Origin of the sequence: Paraburkholderia sp. RL17-337-BIB-A (assembly GCF_046025895.1) — a bacterium.
GTDB classification, from domain to species: Bacteria; Pseudomonadota; Gammaproteobacteria; order Burkholderiales; family Burkholderiaceae; genus Paraburkholderia; species Paraburkholderia fungorum_C.
Genome location: NZ_JARESY010000003.1, coordinates 1,022,945 through 1,041,369, shown reverse-complemented (window position 1 = coordinate 1,041,369; position 18,425 = coordinate 1,022,945). Strand labels below are relative to the sequence as shown.

At 58.7% G+C, this 18,425-nt stretch carries 18 protein-coding genes and 1 pseudogene; 4 read left to right on the top strand and 15 right to left on the bottom strand.

All coding sequences use genetic code 11. From position 1 onward, the window contains the following. Positions 1 to 11: 11 nt before the first annotated feature. The 5 genes from tnpB (P0D84_RS42950) to P0D84_RS42930 are packed head-to-tail and all read right to left on the bottom strand — an operon-like array spanning position 12 to position 2,339. Entirely contained in the window at positions 12 to 302 is a 291-nt protein-coding gene (tnpB, locus tag P0D84_RS42950) for an IS66 family insertion sequence element accessory protein TnpB (protein WP_408349704.1), read from the bottom strand. A gap of 40 nt (positions 303 to 342) precedes the next feature. After that, entirely contained in the window at positions 343 to 831 is a 489-nt protein-coding gene (locus tag P0D84_RS42945; RefSeq protein ID WP_408347380.1) for a transposase, read from the bottom strand. Positions 832 to 889: 58 nt separating this feature from the next. Then, positions 890 to 1,588 carry an IS6 family transposase gene (locus tag P0D84_RS42940; RefSeq protein ID WP_408348827.1) on the bottom strand — a complete coding sequence of 233 codons (699 nt, stop codon included), beginning with the start codon at positions 1,586 to 1,588 and terminating at the stop codon, positions 890 to 892. Continuing rightward, positions 1,588 to 1,866, bottom strand: a complete 279-nt coding sequence (locus tag P0D84_RS42935) for a hypothetical protein (RefSeq protein ID WP_408348824.1) — start codon at positions 1,864 to 1,866, stop codon at positions 1,588 to 1,590. Before P0D84_RS42935 ends, P0D84_RS42940 begins: the two co-directional genes overlap by 1 nt. A 38-nt stretch (positions 1,867 to 1,904) precedes the next feature. Beyond that, complete coding sequence (locus P0D84_RS42930; protein ID WP_408349811.1) at positions 1,905 to 2,339, bottom strand: lysozyme inhibitor LprI family protein; 435 nt, start codon at positions 2,337 to 2,339, stop codon at positions 1,905 to 1,907. A 397-nt stretch (positions 2,340 to 2,736) separates the two neighbouring features. On the opposite strand from P0D84_RS42930, the gene P0D84_RS42925 reads away from it, so the two are divergent. Then, on the top strand, positions 2,737 to 3,837 hold the full coding sequence (locus P0D84_RS42925) for an IS5 family transposase (protein WP_408349809.1): 1,101 nt from the start codon (positions 2,737 to 2,739) through the stop codon (positions 3,835 to 3,837). Positions 3,838 to 4,206: 369 nt separating this feature from the next. Here the strand turns inward: P0D84_RS42925 and P0D84_RS42920 are convergent, their stop codons facing one another. The 5 genes and pseudogenes from P0D84_RS42920 to P0D84_RS42900 all read right to left on the bottom strand — a co-directional run. Continuing rightward, entirely contained in the window at positions 4,207 to 4,926 is a 720-nt protein-coding gene (locus tag P0D84_RS42920) for an IS6 family transposase (protein ID WP_408348821.1), read from the bottom strand. A gap of 498 nt (positions 4,927 to 5,424) precedes the next feature. Next, on the bottom strand, positions 5,425 to 5,583 hold the full coding sequence (locus tag P0D84_RS42915; RefSeq protein WP_408348818.1) for a hypothetical protein: 159 nt from the start codon (positions 5,581 to 5,583) through the stop codon (positions 5,425 to 5,427). Between the two features lie 121 nt (positions 5,584 to 5,704). Beyond that, positions 5,705 to 5,902: a hypothetical protein gene (locus tag P0D84_RS42910; RefSeq protein WP_408348815.1), complete on the bottom strand. Its 198-nt coding sequence runs from the start codon at positions 5,900 to 5,902 to the stop codon at positions 5,705 to 5,707. A 2,000-nt stretch (positions 5,903 to 7,902) separates the two neighbouring features. Next, positions 7,903 to 8,124, bottom strand: a complete 222-nt coding sequence (locus tag P0D84_RS42905) for a hypothetical protein (RefSeq protein WP_408348812.1) — start codon at positions 8,122 to 8,124, stop codon at positions 7,903 to 7,905. A 104-nt stretch (positions 8,125 to 8,228) separates the two neighbouring features. Further along, positions 8,229 to 8,456: pseudogene (locus tag P0D84_RS42900) on the bottom strand (transposase domain-containing protein); the annotation flags it as partial. Positions 8,457 to 8,915: 459 nt separating this feature from the next. On the opposite strand from P0D84_RS42900, the gene P0D84_RS42895 reads away from it, so the two are divergent. The 3 genes from P0D84_RS42895 to P0D84_RS42885 are packed head-to-tail and all read left to right on the top strand — an operon-like array spanning position 8,916 to position 11,855. Next, positions 8,916 to 9,896 carry a tyrosine-type recombinase/integrase gene (locus P0D84_RS42895; RefSeq protein WP_408339053.1) on the top strand — a complete coding sequence of 327 codons (981 nt, stop codon included), beginning with the start codon at positions 8,916 to 8,918 and terminating at the stop codon, positions 9,894 to 9,896. Then, the gene (locus P0D84_RS42890) at positions 9,893 to 10,855 is read left to right on the top strand and encodes a tyrosine-type recombinase/integrase (protein WP_408339055.1); all 963 of its coding nucleotides are present in this window, start codon (positions 9,893 to 9,895) and stop codon (positions 10,853 to 10,855) included. Before P0D84_RS42895 ends, P0D84_RS42890 begins: the two co-directional genes overlap by 4 nt. Next, positions 10,848 to 11,855: a tyrosine-type recombinase/integrase gene (locus P0D84_RS42885; protein WP_408339057.1), complete on the top strand. Its 1,008-nt coding sequence runs from the start codon at positions 10,848 to 10,850 to the stop codon at positions 11,853 to 11,855. The genes P0D84_RS42890 and P0D84_RS42885 overlap by 8 nt, the downstream gene beginning before the upstream one ends. Before the next feature lie 497 nt (positions 11,856 to 12,352). On the opposite strand, the gene tnpC is transcribed toward P0D84_RS42885, so the two are convergent. The 5 genes from tnpC to P0D84_RS42860 form a co-directional block, all read right to left on the bottom strand. Further along, entirely contained in the window at positions 12,353 to 13,306 is a 954-nt protein-coding gene (gene tnpC, locus P0D84_RS42880; RefSeq protein ID WP_494478249.1) for an IS66 family transposase, read from the bottom strand. Positions 13,307 to 13,336: 30 nt separating this feature from the next. After that, positions 13,337 to 13,681, bottom strand: coding sequence for an IS66 family insertion sequence element accessory protein TnpB (tnpB, locus tag P0D84_RS42875; RefSeq protein WP_074294021.1), 345 nt, complete (start codon positions 13,679 to 13,681; stop codon positions 13,337 to 13,339). Beyond that, a complete protein-coding gene (tnpA, locus tag P0D84_RS42870) occupies positions 13,678 to 14,079 on the bottom strand; it encodes an IS66-like element accessory protein TnpA (RefSeq protein ID WP_408348807.1) in 402 nt (133 codons plus the stop codon). The genes tnpB (P0D84_RS42875) and tnpA overlap by 4 nt, the downstream gene beginning before the upstream one ends. 144 nt (positions 14,080 to 14,223) lie before the next feature. Beyond that, on the bottom strand, positions 14,224 to 15,153 hold the full coding sequence (locus tag P0D84_RS42865; RefSeq protein ID WP_408348804.1) for a glycosyltransferase family 2 protein: 930 nt from the start codon (positions 15,151 to 15,153) through the stop codon (positions 14,224 to 14,226). A 333-nt stretch (positions 15,154 to 15,486) separates the two neighbouring features. Continuing rightward, positions 15,487 to 18,177 carry an ATP-binding cassette domain-containing protein gene (locus P0D84_RS42860; protein ID WP_408348801.1) on the bottom strand — a complete coding sequence of 897 codons (2,691 nt, stop codon included), beginning with the start codon at positions 18,175 to 18,177 and terminating at the stop codon, positions 15,487 to 15,489. Positions 18,178 to 18,425: the final 248 nt, after the last annotated feature.

The following is an 18,425-nucleotide window of genomic DNA, read 5'->3' as shown; positions in this document are numbered from 1 at the left end:
TGATGACATGTTCAGCTTACCCGGGCATAGTTGCGTTTGGGATGTCGCTGGACCGCAGTGATGTTGATGCTCTCGATAAGCCAATGCAACTGCTCGACGGACAGCGTTACGATCTGCGTCTTGCTATCAGGCCAGACGAAATGGTCCTTCGCTTCGAGTCTTTTCATCAGGAGCCAGAAGCCATTGCCACTCCAGCCGAGAATCTTGATCTTGTCGCAACGCCGGTTGCCGAACACGTAGAGCGCTGACGACATTGGATTCAAACGCATCGCCTGCTCGACAAGTATCGACAGGCTGTTGATGCCGGCCGGAAATCGATGGGATCGCGGTGCAGGTACACCTTCAGATCTTTGTCGAACCGGAACACGGCATCCTCCCGAGCGTGTGGATCACCGTGATCAGTTCGTCGATGCTAGCCTCACCAACATCGCATTCGACGCCGTTCGAAAGACGCACGCGCAACGAGAGCGTCATCGAAGGAACTGGAGCCGACGATGTTGGTGGCAGTGCCACCGGCGGAGCAGCAGTCGACACGACCGGCACGAATGCCGACGGTGTACCCGAGAGGTCGATCGGGACGCAATCGGCGACCATCGGCGCTTGGGCGACCTTCTCGCGCTCTACCTGGGCCTGGCTCTTCTGATACCGCGCGATCCAGCTGCGCAGCAGGTTCGGATTGAGTTCGTGCTCCATTGCAGTCCTCGCGATGGAGACGCCAGGCTGCAGACAAAGCTGCACAAGTTCATCGCGAGCGGCATCGTCGTATTCACGACGACCATCTCGTTTCCGGCCGGTCACCAACCGGGTAAGCAAATCTCGTTTCTCACTCATACACTCTGATGCCAGCTGTCCACGTGGACACGTAGCATCAGAGTGTTACGAAATTCGCTCAAGGACGTCGCTGACGGACCGCATACAGTTCTTTGCGATAGAGTGAGGCGCGTAGCAGGTGTCGCTTGAGCGCGAAGTGCTGACGGATCGGACCGAAGCTCGATAAGAAGACTTGCGTACGTTCGGGATCGCGGAAGCCACGCATTCGTCGTTCCCGTTCGCGCGTCGGCTGATGACTGTTTTCGGCCCGGTTATTGACCCGGGCGCTGGCTGTGACGTAGACATGCTTGACATGAGCGAGTTCAGGAATCTCGGCTTTCGCCGCCGGATAGCTGCGCAGCTGGTCGGTTACGATCTTGCGCGGCACTTCCGCACATGAGGCAAGCACACGCTTGAAAAACCGCTTCGCTGCAGCCTTGTCGCGGGGCTTCTGCCGCAGGATATCAAGTTCAGCCCCGTGCTGATCGACGGCGCGCCACAAAAGATAAGGCTCGCCGCGCAACGTCACAAATACTTCGTCAAGATGCCAGGTGTTGCCAAGCTTGCGCCGCGCGGCTTTCATGCGGTGTGCGAAACATGCACCGAATTTATCGCACCAGCGACGGACAGTTTCGTAGCTCACGATAACCCCGCGCTCGAACTGCAGCTCTTCGATATCACGCAGGCTGAGCGGAAACCTAAAACACCACCGCACCGCGCAACTGATGACCGCCGCCGGAAAGCGATGACCGTGGTGGAGCGATTTTGCATTCTTCATCACGCGATCTTACTCGACCATCTCAGCAACGTGACAGTGCCGTTTGCGCCATGCGATGGACTTTCGCCTTCGAATTGAGGCTGACCATATTTCGCGAGAAGTGCTTGGGCGACTCCCTCCCCACCGACCCGATTGCTGAACGGAATGTCTACCTCAACGGAGGCAAGCTTGTCATCCTTGAATGTCAATATCTTAATTACGGCTGGCACCTTCGCAATCGTCGTTTGAACATTTTTCGGCAAACACATCTGCAAATCTGATCGGTTATCGATATTCACACATCGCGCCAACGAAAATTCCTTCTTGCTCTTTCCAATTACGTATTCTTTAAGCCCAACCCGGTCGCCGGATCGCTGCCATCCGTGACGGTGCCGACAACTTGCGCGCTGGCTGGCTTCAAAGCGCCTTGAATCGATGGAGTTGCGGGGCCAGCACTTATGTCGCTGGTCTGCACGCATGCCGCATGGACACCGGTCACGACGGGTGCATCGCAAACATCATCCACGCGCTTCCGGTACAGATCAATCAGGCATTGGTCGGTCGTACATTTGTTACGCTGAGCGATCCATGCGCGCTGTTCCTTTTTCAAGGACGCACCGCCATCGCCCAAATTCGTCGCCAACATCGCGTTGTAGTTGTCCGTCAGCGCGTCGTCCAGCTTCCCAAGCGCCGGACTGGCGCAAATTGTCTTCTCCACGAAGGTCGATGCCTTCTCGCAATCAAAGGACGTAGCGTGCGCCAGCGGCGACACGATCAGCAAGGCCACTAGCAGATGACAAAATTTCATAGGTTTCCCGGATTGCCAGTAGTCGAATCATGAAAAACCGCCGATGGACGGCGGTTGCTATCTTGTTTTGCATGGATGTATCGCATTGCCGACAATGTTTGCATATGTCCTTCGTCGTTTTCATCAGACAAGTCGCGTCACCGCAGCAATTCAATTTTTTACCGTTCTCGGTGCCACATTGTGTGCAGTGCATATGGTCTCTCTCGTATTGGTTGAATTTTCGGTTCTGTTATCAGAACGATAATTTCGATAATTGCGGCGTCATTCACTAACAGGCCGTTGAAATACCTGATGTGGCGGTCATCCGTAACGAAGGCGTAAACGTTGAACTGATGTCATCAATGAGAGCGAGATGGAACGGATGCGTGGTCCAGATGGTTTTACCGAGTCAATGTTCACGGTGCTGAAGCTGGACGATTTTGTGCCGAAGGACCATCCGTTGCGTCCGATTCGCGCGTGGGTCAATGACGCGCTTAACCGCATGGACGATGTGTTCGCCCGGATGTACGAGGCTGACGCGAAAGGAGGTCGGCCGAGCATCGCGCCGGAGAAACTGGTGCGAGCTCTTTTGCTGCAGGTGCTGTACTCGATTCGTAGCGAGCGCATGCTAGTGGAACAGATTTCCTACAACATGCTGTTCCGCTGGTTCGTCGGCCTGCCGATGGACGGGACCGTGTGGGACCACTCGACGTTCAGCAAGAACCGCGACCGGTTGCTCGAACACGATGTGGTGGTGTTGCTCTTCAACGAGACAGTCGAGACCGCGCGCGAGCGCGGATATCTTTCTGGGGAGCACTTTAGCGTCGACGGCACGTTGATTCAGGCATGGGCCGGGCATAAGAGCTTCGTGCCGAAGGCAAGTCCAGACGAAGACGACACGCCTCCTGACGAACCGCCCGCGCCGAACGACAACTGGCACGGACAGAAACGCAGTAACGAGACGCACCAATCGACGACGGACGAGCAGGCGCGCCTGTTTCGCAAGAGCAAAGGAACCGGGGCGATGCTCTGTTATATGGGCCACGTGCTGACCGACAACCGGCACGGCCTGGTGGAGAACGCGCAGGTGACGCTGGCGACGGGCACCGCCGAGCGCGACGCGGCCGAGCTGATGCTTGCTGATGCCGCAAGTGTTGCACCGGGCGCCATCACGGTCGGCGGGGATAAGAACTACGACACCGCCGGCTTCGTCGGCAGTTGTCGCGCGAATCGTGTCACACCGCATGTGGCACAAAACGATGGGCGTCCAGGCGGTTCGGCAATTGACGAGCGAACTACGCGTTGGCCGGGTTACGCGGTCAGCCAGCAAAAACGTAAGCGTATTGAGCAGGTGTTCGGATGGGGCAAGACAGTCGGACGAATTAGACAGGCGATGTATCGTGGACTTGAACGCGTAGACCAGCTCTTCGTGCTGACGCAGGTCGGCTACAACCTGACGCGTATGCGCACACTTGCCGGTTGAGGGGCAGGAAGCAATGGATAACACCGATATGGTGAACCCGCGAGCAACGTCGAATGCCCGCAAACGTGTTCCGCGTTTCAAAAGTACGAACCCAACATCCGTCGCAATGCATCTGAGCGCCTCAACGACGGATATTTCAACAGCCTGCTAATACTTGCGTGACCGACTTTTCCTTGTCGCCGTCTGACATCAGCAATGCTTCAACGGCCATTAATCCCGAAACTTATATTTTTTGCCGTCTGACAAACAACTGTTTGCGGTACATGGACCGTCGATCCGGCCAGATGATACCGTAATGATTCGGTGGTGCCGAATCTGGCTGTGGTGCAAATTAGAGGGCGAGCGAAAAATGGCGTATTCACCATTGCATCATCGTGCTGAAAGGACCGCCTTCCAAACAGCGGGCGCAGCGGCCTCTTTGAGGCGCAACCGTTCGAGGTTGAACTGACCTTTGCGAATGCGATGCATCAACTCGACGCCCGATATCGTAATGGCCGCATTCCTGAAGCGTTTGAAGCCGAGCATTGCATTGACCCTGGACTTAATGTTGCGGTGATCCTGCTCGATCAAATTTTTCAAATACTTCGACGATCGCAACGTCGTGTCCGCGGGCAGAAACTGGTCCGCCTTCATTTCGCGCACCGCGCGGTGAGACGCAGCGTAACCGTCCAGCGTGATTGTCTTCGGAGCGAGCCCTTGACTCCTGATCGCTTTCGCGAAGAAAGCCTTGGCCGCAGCGACATCGCGCCTGGCGCTGAGCCGGAAGTCGACCGTCTTCCCTGCGCGGTCAACTGCACGGTAAAGATAGACCCATTTGCCACGGACTTTCACATACGTCTCGTCGACTCTCCATGAACGACCAGCGGATTTCGCAAACCGGTCCCAGCGCTTGACGAACTCCGGCGCGAAGCGTTTGACCCAGCGCATGATCGTAGTGTGCGCCAACGACAGCCCCCGCTCGGTCATTATTTCAACGAGGTCTCGAAAGCTGAGCTTATAACGCAGATACCAACGCACACACAGGACGATGACTTCGCGGTCAAAATGGCGGCCGTTGAACAGCCTGCCGATGTCTACCTGGTTACTCATGGCCTGCTCGCGCTCGTCAAAACCCGAGCTTAACCTACCGGTTCCTCCGATTTGCACCGGAGCCGAAATCTGCGCTTCTACCGCCAGTCGTAAGTCTGGCATTGGCTGTGGACCCTATGCTGCTGCTTTCACTTGGCGGGACTCGACACTTTCCCGCTTTGCAGCAGCGGCGCGATCCAATCTAACCAGAAGAACTGATGCTTGGTCGGTGATTCGCCTTGGCGTGTCCCGGAGCGTCAACATTGCGCGGATGCGCATCCGCCAGTAGTCGATTTCCGCTATGGCACTTGTCGGTGCGAATGTTTCGGGCCGTTGCCGTTCCAGGTAGAAGATCATGGACCTAATGTGATTCAGTTCGTTCTCTGCGTAGACGTGCCGAGACATAGTGCCGTGCTCTCAAATATTGTTTTTGATCTGATGCCAGGTTCGCGAAATATCGTTGACTAGAACCGCTCTGTGCTGGAAAACGGCCGCCGTCTTCGCTATCCGGCTAGCTCATCAGCGCCTGTGAGTGATAAAGCGGCACCAGTCGTGATGGTCCAGGTGTTTGAGTAACTGCGCACGACGTTGTTCGCGTCGATAGTGGCCGATCACGCCGATAGCCGCGATCACCATTACGAACGCACCAGCCATGACGCCCATCCACGATTCGGCCATTGCAATCCCCATCGTTAGCGGTCCGCGAACGCGTTCCAGCCCCTGTCAAGTTCTGAATGACCACCTTCAGTCGCGCTGTGCGCTTCGTTAGACCTGCGTCTTTGCCTTCAGGCGAAAGCACTCAGTGAAACCTTGCATCAGCTTGCAGGACGGCATGGCCGTGCCGTGTGATGCGTAGTCGCCGTATGCCGGACGCCAGTAGTTCGACGATTACTAGATGGCGTTGCAGTAGCGTATGAAGCTCGTCTCGGTCGATTTCGACGTGATCCGGTGCGTCCTTGATAACCATCAGCGCGGTTAGTTCGTGCGGACTCAGCATGCATCTTTCCTTAAACAAACAATCCACCCGAAATTCCGGTCGCGTTTCAGAGTTCTACAGCGTCGCGGTGACCAATGCGTGTCGTCCGTCATCCAGCATCGACAGGTCCCGCGCGCCTGGCCTACAGTCATACTTCTATTGGAGCATTTAGAAGAAACATTCTAACTTTGTCAAATATGCAGGTGGCGTGTTTCTTTGTAGGTAAATACCCGTGCGGAAGCGGTTCCACACATTTCCGATCCGTCGGCGACCGCATGGACGGCAATCGGGCAACGGTATGTCGAGCGCAACGGCATACAGCGATTACAACAACTGGACGATGTAACCGTATTAAGGGCGGCACGGCGACAGGCCGGCCCTTCGGGTTAACACGCCGTGGCAACATGCGATCCGATGATTCCAGTTGCGACAGTCGTCAGTCGCGCTGTGGCTGACCGGCCCGACCACTAGCAACGGTCGCCGAAGGCGGCAGCACGTCAAACGTCGTGATCGCGGCCCTGTTCAGGCAACGCTATGTCGAGAGAATAGAGAAATTCGACCTGCGGCCAAAGTCGAAGAAGACAATATTCATCGCCTACTGATTCTCGCGGGAACTGCCGAACCCTAACGTAGAGCGAAGTGAAGTCGTCACCAAAAATGAAGTAAAGTCGTCAACACCCGGTTTTGCGTATCGCACATGACAGTCTTTTGGCGTCAATCCCTGGAAGCTTCTCAAGCACCGCCCCTGCCACCTGAGCCCGCGAGCTACAGGTCGCGATCGTCAATGCCAAGGCGAAAGCTGCCTGCCATGCTATTGTGGAAATGTCGCGCGATGGCAATACGATGCTCTTTGTGCATCGCTGGCTTCGTTGCAAAAGTTGGAGGAGATCGGGTCGCGTAAAGCGCGCTGCAGCGCGCACAACGATACGGTGAGCCCACAAGACTCGCGTTGAGGATGTAGGGTGTCTCCTGCCCGCAATGCTGGCATTTCGTCTCAAGCTTCCGTCGGTGAGCGGGACACCGGTTTTCGCTGAACATCTGGTACGTCACGCTATGATGACCAAGCGATATGCATTGCCTGCAGTACCGGAAACCGGGTGATGCCGACCCCGCTGGCCAGCGTCAAGGAGTGAATCTCGCAACACCTTGCCGGGAATCCGCAGCTTGCATCGTAGGTGCCTTATATCCAAAACGTCGCGCATCGGCTCCAAGCCCTCGTATGGGTCTATGCCCACCTTCATCAACTGGATCAAGGTGTGCGCCGGTACTCCTTTCGCGCGAGCGAATTTCCACAGGATCGATACGGTCGACTCGCCAGGCAACAGCCATCTGATATCAAATATGCAGCCCAGCCCCGTAGATAGCCGCCGGTCGTCAACAGTGAGGATCGCGAAAAGCGGCGCAATGAACGCGGCCCGTTCACGCGTGAACGAGTACACGGCCGGTCGCATGACGGGACTAGACATATCCGGAACGAGGGACGGCGTAAGTCCATAACGACGTAGGCGCAATATCCTGGCGCATGCTTTAGCTGCTTTGGGCTGAAAACATCGTACCGCTGCGCGCCGTGAAAAGACGTGGCAACGAGAGCGGCTCAAAGCTACGCGTGAGATCCACCGTGAGAACCACCATGCAAGCGGATTCATTGGTGTAGAACGAACGCGTATTGACAGATTTAATTCGCGCTAATGCGAAGTGACGACTTTACTTCGCCAGTTAGCGAAGCAATGTTGTCAATTCAACGGCGAAACCCCTGCCCCCCACGGGCATAGTCCGGTGACAACATTGCTTCGTTTTACGACTGATGCGAAGTGACAACTTTACTTCGCTGCGAAACGCAGTAAATTCGTCAACTCAGAGGTTCACAAGCGGTCCCAGCGGGCAGTGGCCAGTGACAAATTTATTTCGCTCTACGACCGATGACATCGTCGACCGATGCGCCGTAAGGCGCAGATCTCGTCGGCCTGGGCCGGGATTACCGCCTGTTGCAAGTTATGCAGCAACTGCTTTCCGTCCGCCAATCACAGCCCTACAGATTCGGAATCGAATGTTTGGCCTGGCCGGTCGATGCGGCCCATCTCGATCGCATTTACATCACCCCTGTCGGTAACCAGTTCGACAGAACGACGATTTTCATCGCGGACCTCGGCGTAGGCACTGGCGAGGTTCAATGCTAGCGCTGCCGAAAACCCCACGCTTTTTAACAGTCCCAATTCGCATACATGCCCTACTGTGGCGCGCATGACACTTCTATGTCGGCACGCTCAAATGCTCCGTAAGCGGTTCACGTGGGCCGTTCGTCCACGCGCGTGCACGTGAGGCATGATGGTGATCCGGACTTGGACTGTCAGGTAGCGGGTGTCGGAGGACTGGCTGGCGTGTGCAGCTTGTCGGCCACGCGCCACGGCAGAAGCTCGTCGATGCGATTGATTTTATGGTCAGCGATGTGAGTTAGCACATAGTTCAGATAGGCGCGCGGATCGATGTCGTTCAGTGCGCAAGTCCCGATCAGCGCGTACATTGCGGCGGCCCGTTCACCGCCGCTGTCGGAACCGGCAAACAGGAAATTCTTTCTGCAATGCACATAATTGCATTGCAGAAATAATGCGCAGCCGCAAATTATGCGGAGTTTGCATCGTACGGCTCGTCACGAGCGCCAGTGCGACGCGCCTTGCAGGGATCTGTGGCTTGCAGCAAACTGCACATAAAAAAGATGCTTTCCTGTTTGGGTTGTTACCCATTCAGGAGAATCATCATGATCGGCTTGGTTCCTCTTCGACCGCAGCCTCAGGCGTGGTTGTGGCGCAGCGTCCTTTCTCCTTTCGCAGAGCGCTACTGCGAATATCTCGTTGATACCGGCTACGCGGCCGGCACCGTCAACCGCTACGTGAGGTGCGCCGCGCACTTTGCGTATTGGCTTACAACGCACCGTATAGCCGTAGCAAGTGTCGACGATCGACTTGTCTGCAGGTTCGTGAACGACCATTTGCGGCGATGTACCTGCCCAGATCCGATTCCGAGGTGTCGGACAGACGTGAGTGCTGCACTTCGGCATTTGCTGGTCGTGTTGGGCGCGTGCGGTGTCCCTCGGTTTCTGCAGGCAGAACCGGATTCGGTGCAACAGGAGGTGTGTCGCTTTACTGACCACCTCAAGGACGTTTGCGGCCTAGCCGAATGCACGCGATATCAGCGTGGTCGAATCATTCGCGATTTCTTGCGTCAGCGCTTTGGTCGCAAACACATCGACATGGAGCAGCTAACGATTCGGGATATCCGTCGTTTCGTTACGCGCTACCCTGACGGGTGCAATGCTGGAGCCGCTCACGTAGCGGGCGTGACGTTGCGCAGTTATCTGCGATTCAGGACCATGCAATATAACGACCAGGTCGAAGAGCTGATCGCGGCAGTACCGAACGTGGCTGGATGGAGGTTGGCGGCGCTGCCTGAAACGCTTTCGGATGCAGCGATTGAGCAGTTCCTGAACTCCTTCGATCGCGCGACTGCGTCCAGCTTACGTGATTACGCAGTGGCGCGCTGTCTGGCTGATCTTGGGTTGCGGGCTGCGGAAGTCGTGCAAATCCAACTCGACGATTTAAACTGGCGCGAAGGCACGCTGCAAATCCGTCGCACCAAATCGCGACGGGGCTACGTCATTCCGTTGCCCGAGCCAACAGGTCGTGCGATCGCCGACTATATCCGGTTAGCCCGAAGGAAGACGACGACCTCCCGTGCTGTCTTTGTCCGGCATTACGCACCCGCCGACGTTCCGTTGGGAACCGGGCGCGTCCATCAGGCCGTGCATGCCGCATATGTTCGCTGCGGCTGGACTGAACAATCTGGAACCCATCTTCTGAGGCACAGCGTGGCCCGACGGCTGCTTCGTTCCGGCTCGTCGTTGAAGGAAGTGGCTGACGTATTGCACCATCAGAGCATCGACACCACCGCGATCTACACGAAGATCGACCTGCGAAGCCTGGAGGCCGTGGCGCTTCCCTGGCCGGGGAGCAAATCATGAAGCGTCCCGTCAAATCGGCACACACAATGGTATCGCTGGTGGAAACGTATCTCGCAGAGCGACGCTGTCTCGGCTTCGACCTTGCGATCTCGGGGCAGGTGCTGATGAACTTCGCCCGCTTCGCGGATACGGCGCACGATCGCGGTCCGATCACCGAAAGTCTGGCCCTTGCTTGGGCACACTCGACACCGAGCCAAAGGTCCATTACCTGGGCGCGTCGGATCGAGGTAGTGCGCCCCTTCGCGAAGTACCTCAGGCAGTTCTATCCCGATACGGTTGTTCCGCGACGCGACTTGTGCGGGCGGGCCCATCGTCGTCTGGCGCCGCACATCTACACGGAGCAGGAACTCGGCGAACTCCTCACGGCGTCGGCGGCGATGTTACCCGTCGGTTCGATCATACCGCTTACATATGAAGCGCTGTTTGGTTTGATTGCGGCAACCGGCTTGCGTATCTCGGAAGCCATCAATCTCTCTCGAGACGACGTGAATCTTGCTGAGGGCACGCTCACGGTGCGCGAGACGAAGTTTCACAAGTCGCGCCTTATTCCGATGCATCCTACCGTAACTCTGGCCATGAAGCGTTACGCTGCTCGCCGTGCGCTGGTCGTCGCCGCAGAGCCGTGCGATTCGTTCTTTGTGAATCTTGATGGCAGGAAGTTGCAGGCCCGAACGGTGCACTGGGTGTTCGGTCGGCTTCGCGAGCAACTCGCGTGGACTTCTCGGGGTGACCACGCGTTGCCTCGAATCCATGATCTTCGCCACACGTTCGTGTGCCGGTGCATCCTCAAGTGGTATCAGGACGGCGTGAACGTCGACAACCGGATGATTGCGCTGTCGACATATCTGGGGCACGTGAAGCCGAGCGATACCTACTGGTATCTGACTGCGGTTCCCGATCTCATGGAAATCGTGAGCCGGAAATTTGCGTGCTTTGCCGAAGGGGTACGTCATGACTAAAGCCTGCCTAGTTCCTTCCTTCGCGACGCTCCTGCAGGACTTCTTCGTCGAACGGTTGATGCAGCAACGTGCGGTGAGCCCGGAGACGATATCGAGCTACCGCGATTCGTTTCGTCTGTTTCTTCAGTTCGCATCGGATCGCCTTGCCAGGTGCCCAACTGATCTGAAGCTGTCGGACATGGATGCGCCGCTGATCTTGGCGTTTCTGCGGCATCTCGAGGTTGAGCGGCGCAACAGCACGCGGACCCGCAACGTTCGACTCGCAGCGTTGCGCTCGTTCTTGAAGTACGCGGCACACCGTGACGTCGCGTCGTTGGCCGTTATACAGCGCGCACTCTCCGTGCCGATGAAGCGGTGCGATAAACCTATGGTCGGATTCCTGTCACGCGAAGAGATTCAGCAACTGTTGACGGCGCCTGACCCGGACACCTGGTCGGGTCAACGCGACAGGGTTCTGCTGGCAACGATGTATAACACGGGGGCGCGCGTCTCGGAGATGCTGGCACTACGCGTCAGTGATGTCGTGCTGGGTACATCACCCTTCGTTCATATTCTTGGCAAAGGACGCAAGGAACGAACGGTGCCTTTATGGCGATCCACGGCCAGGCTCATCAAGGGGTGGTTGCCGCAGATCCAGGATGCATCAAGTCAGAGGCTCTTTCCAAATCGATCGGGAAACGCGATGACACGCTCCAATGTCGCCGATCGAATGAGAATTGCCGTAACGCGCGCGAAGGACCAATGTCCGCAACTCGCCAAACGGCGTGTTTCTCCGCACCTGGTTCGTCACGCGACTGCCATGCATCTACTTCAATCAGGCGTCGACCTCTCGGTCATCGCCTTGTGGCTGGGACACGAAAGCCCATCGACAACACACTGCTATATGGAAGCCGATCTGACGATGAAGCAGCGAGCGCTGAGCAGGATTCAGCCACCGGAAGTGAAGAACCGTCGCTATCGACCACCGGACCGCATCCTCCAGTTCCTTGAGTCGCTGTAATTATGCGTAGCTCGCCGAACCGCGAATCCCTGCGGATCGCGTCGGCGACTCGCATGGCACTCTTCGACAATGAGTAACTCCGCATAATTTGCAACTGCGCATTATTCCGACCCAGGCTTACACAACGCAGCGCGTTTTCCGCGATGTTATTGTCGATCTCGAGCGTGCCGTCTTCGCAATATAGCGTCAGGGCGCGCCACTGGTTAATCGAGTAGTTGATCGCCTTGGCAGTGTCGGACTTCGACGACAACGTTTCGAGCTTGGCCTTGAGCCACGCTTCATAGATTTGAAGCAGTGGCCAGGCTTTCTCCTGCCGTATTCGTAGCCGTTCGGCCGCAGGCTTGCCGCGAATGGAGGCCTCGATGTCGTATAGCGCGCCAATGTATTCAAGTGCTTTTTGCGTCGTGTCGGACGGCGTGCGCACATGGATGTCGTAGAACTTTCTCCTCGCGTGAGCATGACATGCCGCTTCCAGTACGGAGCCACCCAGGAACAGCTCATCGAAGCCCGCGTAAGCGTCCGCTTGCCGGGGTCCCCCTGAAGCCGGCGAGATGAGTCTGAGGGTGGATGCCCTGTCTGTTCGGCGAGTATGCGAACCATACCGCAGCGGGTTGCATCGACCCCGAGCGACGATCGTCGCGCACATAGACCCATAGCCGACCGGTGCGGGTCTTCCTGTTGCCCGGTGAGAGCACCGGGATCGGCGTGTCGTCGGCATGCAGCTTGGCGGCGGACACCGTATAGCGGCGCAGCGCCTCAATCAGCGGCGCGCACAACGCTTCGCATTGACCGACCCAGCGACCCATGCTGGCCCGGTCGAGCGTCACGCCGTCGCGCGCCGCGATCGCCGATTGCCGGTACAACGGCTGGTGGTCTGCGTATTTCGAAACGAGGATATCCGCCAGCAAGCTTGGATGGGCAATGCTCCGCTCGATCGGAAGGCCGGGCATCGGCGGCTGCCTGATGGTGCTGCAGCATGGGCAAACGAATTTGCGCCGGATCGTGCGAACGACTTTGAACGCCGCTGCGACCCGGGCGAGTTGCTCGGACACGTCCTCACCGAGCACCTGCATCTGTTGACCGCAGTCCGGGCAACTCGATTCGGGCTCGAGCACATGATCCTCACGCGCGAGGTGCGCAGCCAGTGCTTGCCTCGAAGCCGCTTCGTCCGTCGGTGCATTGGAGGAGGAAGCGTTTGCGTCTCGAGCTTGCGCACGCTCCACGTCTGCAACGCCGCGTCCGGCGGCCAGATCCTCGAGTTGGGTCTCGAGGGTCTCGATCTGCCGCTGCAACTGTTCGGACTTGCGGCCGAACTGCATGCGCCGAAGTTTGTCGATCTGCGCCTTAAGCTGCTCGATCTCGACATCGCGTTCAGCAAGCAGACTACTGGCCTCGACCAGCAAGGCCTTCAACAATTCGACATCGTCTGGAAGATCGGCGCCGTTCGACATACGCCGTAGTTTACGAGTCTGCGGCGCGGTTTACAACATCGATAACGCGGCGGTACGACGGGGCTGTCGCCAATCGATGCCCTCGAGAAGCATCGACAGTTGTGCTGAACTCAGATGGACCTTCCCGCCGTCGGCCTGGGGCCAGATAAAACGACCCCGCTCAAGCCGCTTCGCGAGAAGCCAGATTCCGTCCTCCGTTGCCCAGAGGATTTTTACGAGGTCGCCCCGGCGGCCCCGGAAGATGTAGACGTTGCCGCCCAGTGGATTCTCTTCAAGCGCCGTTTGTACCTTTGCGGCCAGCCCCTGGAACCCACATCGCATGTCGGTCACGCCCGCAGCGATCCAGATGCGCGTACCAACCGGCAGAGAGATCATGATCGCAGACTGCCCAGCACAGTCCGCAGCATGTCCGCGTCGACCAGGCCGTCTACCTTAATCACCGCACGGCCGATGCGGATCTCGATCGTGCCCCCACGCGACGCTGGCTTCATATCTGGCGCTTGCGGCCCCCCCGAAGAGGACGCAACGACCTGCGTCGGCGCGTCACACAGCAGTACGACGGGGAGCAGGCCGGTGGACGGAGCTTGCTGCTCGGCAAGATATCGCCGCCGCCAGGTGTACAACATGTTCGCGTTGATGCCATTCTCACGGGCCAGTCTCGCGACCGAGACGCCCGGCTCACACGCTGCTGCCGCCAGCCGGTCCCGAAGCTCCCGTGGGTAATTCGGACGGCCTGCTCGACTTCCATGCTTCTTCTCTGGAGATTCTGACAAAGTGGTGTCCATCAAATCGGAAATGATGGACATCACTTTGCTGTGTATCGCAGCAACCGCCTACGACGGTGGGGACGAGCCGCTTACTCTGCTCCTCCTGATATCGGTCGACCAGAAGCGACGACTTCGACGAAAGCCGGTGCGTCAGCTCGCCGCGCGTCGGTCGACTTCCTTTTGACGTTGTTCGGCCGCATGCACCTGCCGGCGCATTGCAAGTACCGAGCGCGGGACCACTCGGCGCCGGGCCAACGCCCAAGGGAGCGCTCCGATCATCGCCAACGCATCACGGGCGAAAGTGCCTTCGCGCCACAGAAGCGCAAAAGCCCGCCCGGTCGCGCAGCACGCATCGTGCAAAGGCAGACGCAGCCAGGAAATCCATGCTGCATTGCGCGCCAGCATCCGGCGTCTCAAACGGCTGTCGCGCGTCCGCGACGGATGATGATGTACAACTACCGAGTCCAGATAAACGATTGTGCGGCCGGAAGCGAGGAGGTCGAGCGCGACTAGTTCTTCTTCCCCACCAATGAACAGGCGTGGCTCGTAACCACCGACCGCGCGGAACACATCGGTCCGGAAAACGCAAGCGCCCGCTATGTAGCCGGTGAGAGGTGGGCCCGGCAGGTCACGGCTCTCCAGCGGGCTGTTGCGCATACGGATACATGTCTCATCCAGTTCCAGCGACTCGCCCACCAGCACGCGCGCGCTCAGCACCGCGACGCCCGGCGACGTGTCGAGTACGTGCACCGCCCGTGCCAACGAGCCGGCCTCCCACCACATATCGTCGTCGCAGAAGGCGACGTAGTCGGTCGATACACAGGCGACGGCCAGATTGCGGCCCGCAGCGCCAAGATTTGACGGGCACCGTACGACGCGCACGCCCCGCAGACCCGCCTTGATCAGCTCAACGGTGCCATCCGTCGAGGCATTGTCCGCAACGAACAGCTCGGGCTGCTCCGGCAACGCAAGGAGGCGTGAAAGGGTATGCATCACTTCCTTCGCCCGGTTATGGGTCAGCACGACCACCGAGATGCGATGCGCGACCGATCGGTCTGGGTAATGAGCATCTATTGTCATTTCCTAGCCTCTGGTTATGTTTATCAGCCGGAGCGCAACGACGCGCCCGCGGATGTCCGTCTGAGTCAATCAAGTGTTCCACGGAGCCGGTTCAGTCAAGTCGCTGACGTGGACAGTTCGCCCTTGCTTGCAGGTCCCCAATCGCCCTGATACGCCGTTGTCAAGGGTGGCCGCGTAATTTGCAGCGCGCTGTCGAGCCGCGTCGCCCAGCAACAGCGCAGCCACAGAGCGCTCAACGAAAGCTCCGCTTGCTCAGCCTTGAGCCAATATGATGCAGGAGCCCTGGTCGTTCCGTGCGACTGGCAGTTGTCTGAGCAGATCCGGTAAGACCCGTTAGGCCATCTCTCCAGCGGCCGACTTCTGCCCGCGATTGAATTCCGTCAACTTCCTGATTTCGATAATCAAAGCGTCTGGTGTGACCGGTTTGCGCAAGTGCGCCTCGAAGCCGGCTTGTTGCGCGCGCAAGCGGTCCCCCACTTCGGAGTAGCCGGTCAAAGCGACCGCCGGTAGATGCGACGTCGGCGGCAAGTTCCGTTCCCCCTCCAGCGCTCGCAGTCGCCGCAACACTTCGTAGCCGTCTTCATCCGCGAGCACAATGTCGCATAGCAGCACTTGCGGCCACTGGTTCGTCTCCGCGTGAGAAAGCCACGCCAGCGCTTCGACGCCGGATGACGCGACCTGCACGCGCGCACCGCTCGCGCTCAGCACCGCTTCGAGCGCGTCGCGCGCTTCTTCCTGGTCATCAATCGCCATGATGAACAGATTGTCCAGCGGCCGCATGCCACCCGGCTTTTCCGTCGGCGCGATTTGCGAATTTGCCTCGGCCACCGGATGCAGCGGCAGCATCGCGACATATGCGAGTCGGCCGCGCAACGGCATGGGCGTGAAGCTGCCGCCCGCGGCGGCCAGCGACGCCTCTATCCGCTGCGCGGCCGCTTGCGAAAGCTCCGCGGGCTCGCTACCCATGCCGAGCACGCTGACCCATGCGTGGTTGTTATGACGCGCCGCGCGCAGCGCGATTCGATGGCCCAGTTGCGCCTGCGTGATTTCGTTGCGGCACAACTCCACGATCAGCGGCTGCAACACACTCGGGTCTCCCGTCACACGCAGATCGACGTCGCTGAGTTCAGCACGGACGGTTACACCCTGCGCGGCGATCTCATCGCGCAATGCGCCGATCACGTCCGTCATGAGCGCGGACAGGCTGACCGACTGCGCGGTCAGCTTGCGCTGCGCATGCTCCAGTTCGCCCTGGTGCCATTGCAGCGACCACATTTTCGCATAGACGCCCTCGCGCGCGAGCAACTCTCGATGCGCGCCCTGCTCCACCACTCTGCCGTGCTCCATCACCAAAATCCAGTCCGCGTCCACCACCGTCCACAGTCGATGCGCGATCACGATCGAGGTGCGGCCGCGCGCGAGACCGGTCAGCTCGGTTTGAATCGCGCGCTCCGAACGCGTATCGAGCGCCGAGGTCGCCTCGTCGAAGACGATGATGCGAGGGTCTTTCAGAATCGCCCGGGCGATGGCGATACGTTGCCGCTCGCCGCCCGAGAGCCGCACACCGCGTTCGCCGACGCGCGTGTCGTAGTGATCCGGCAGCCGCTCGATGAACTCGTCCAGTTGTGCGGCACTCGCCGCGCGCACGACGTCCGCGCGCGTGGCGGATGGTCGCCCGTACGCTATGTTGTAGGCGATTGTCTCGTTGAACAGTACGGTGTCTTGTGGCACGATGCCGATCGCCTCGCGCAAGCTGTGCTGCGTCACCTGCCCGATATCCTGGCCGTCAATTCGGATCGTGCCGCTTCCTGGCTGATAGAGTCGGAACAGCAGCTTCACGAGCGTCGATTTGCCCGAGCCGCTGCCGCCGACCACCGCCAGCGTCTTGCCGGCATACGCCTGAAAGTCGACATCGCGCAATATCTGGCGTGCTGGCTCGTAGCCGAAATCCACATGCTCGAAAGCGATCTGCCCCGCGCTCACCACCAGCGGCTTCGATGCCGGGACGTCGATATCCTCACCCACTCGCCCTTGAGTGCCGAGAATGATGAACATACGCTCCACGTTGACCAGCGCGTCGTTCGTCTCGCGAAACACGAAACCGAGCGTGTTCAGCGGCATGCAGATCTGGACGATATAGGCATTCACCAGTATCAGATCGCCCACGCTCATGCTGCCGCCCACCACGTGCTGCGCGGCGAGCAGCATGATCGCCGCGATGCCGAGCGCAATCAACGTGCTCTGTCCGACGTGCAACGCGGTCAGCGCGCGTTGATTCGCAATTCTCGCGTGGACCCACTTCCCCAGCACTTCGCTCAGCCGGCGCGTCTCGGTTTCTTCCGTCGCAAAGTATTTGACGGTGTCGTAGTTCAGCAGGCTGTCGACCAGCCGGCCGTCCGACTGCGCTTCCAGTGCGTTGACAGCGCGCTGGAGGGCAACCCGCCGGCGCGTAAAGATGAATGTGTAAATCGCATAGCAAACGAAGGTGACGGCGATTGCCACCGTGAATTCGCGCGCATAGTTGTGAACCATGATCGCAACGATCGTGGCTATCTCGAAAGCGGTCGGTACGATCGTGAACAACGCGACGCCTAGCAGAAAACCGATGCCATCAGCCCCCTTCTGAACATCGCGCACGATTGCGCCAGTTTCGCGCCGCGTATGAAAGCGCACGCTCATGCGGTGCAGATGCGCGAAAGTGCGCTCGGCAAATGCCGCTACCGTGCGCTGCGTGACGATACTGAAGACCACGTCGCGCGCTTCGTTCAGCGCGTCGCCGAGAAAGCGCAGCAGCGCGTATGCCAGCACGAGGAACACCGGGAACAGCGTCTGAGCGATCGGTCGTCCGAGTTCATCGACGATGTGCTTGAGCGCGAACGGAATCAGGACAATGGACAGCTTGGCCGCCACCATCAGCAGGAGCGACACCACGGTTTGCTTGCGATAGCGCCAAACGGCGCGCGTGAGATCGCCGGCAATGCGGGCTGTCAGTCGTGAGCGGGACAGCTTCGCGGAATTCGTCATGGTGCTCCTGTAATAGCACGCGCGATGTTAGCTAACTTGTCGTCGGCCGCCAATTCGGCGGCGGCGGCGCGGCGTTGCCAACGTTAAGCGGAAAGGAATGCGCGGCGAGCCACCTCTGAGCAAGCAGCGCGCCTGCAAGATCGGTCAAAAAATGACGCTTAGTCACGGGCTTTTCTGCGGTTCGTTGCACGTTGGGATCATCGTAGTATCAACAAATGTTGTGACCACGTGAACTTACATCCGCGTTG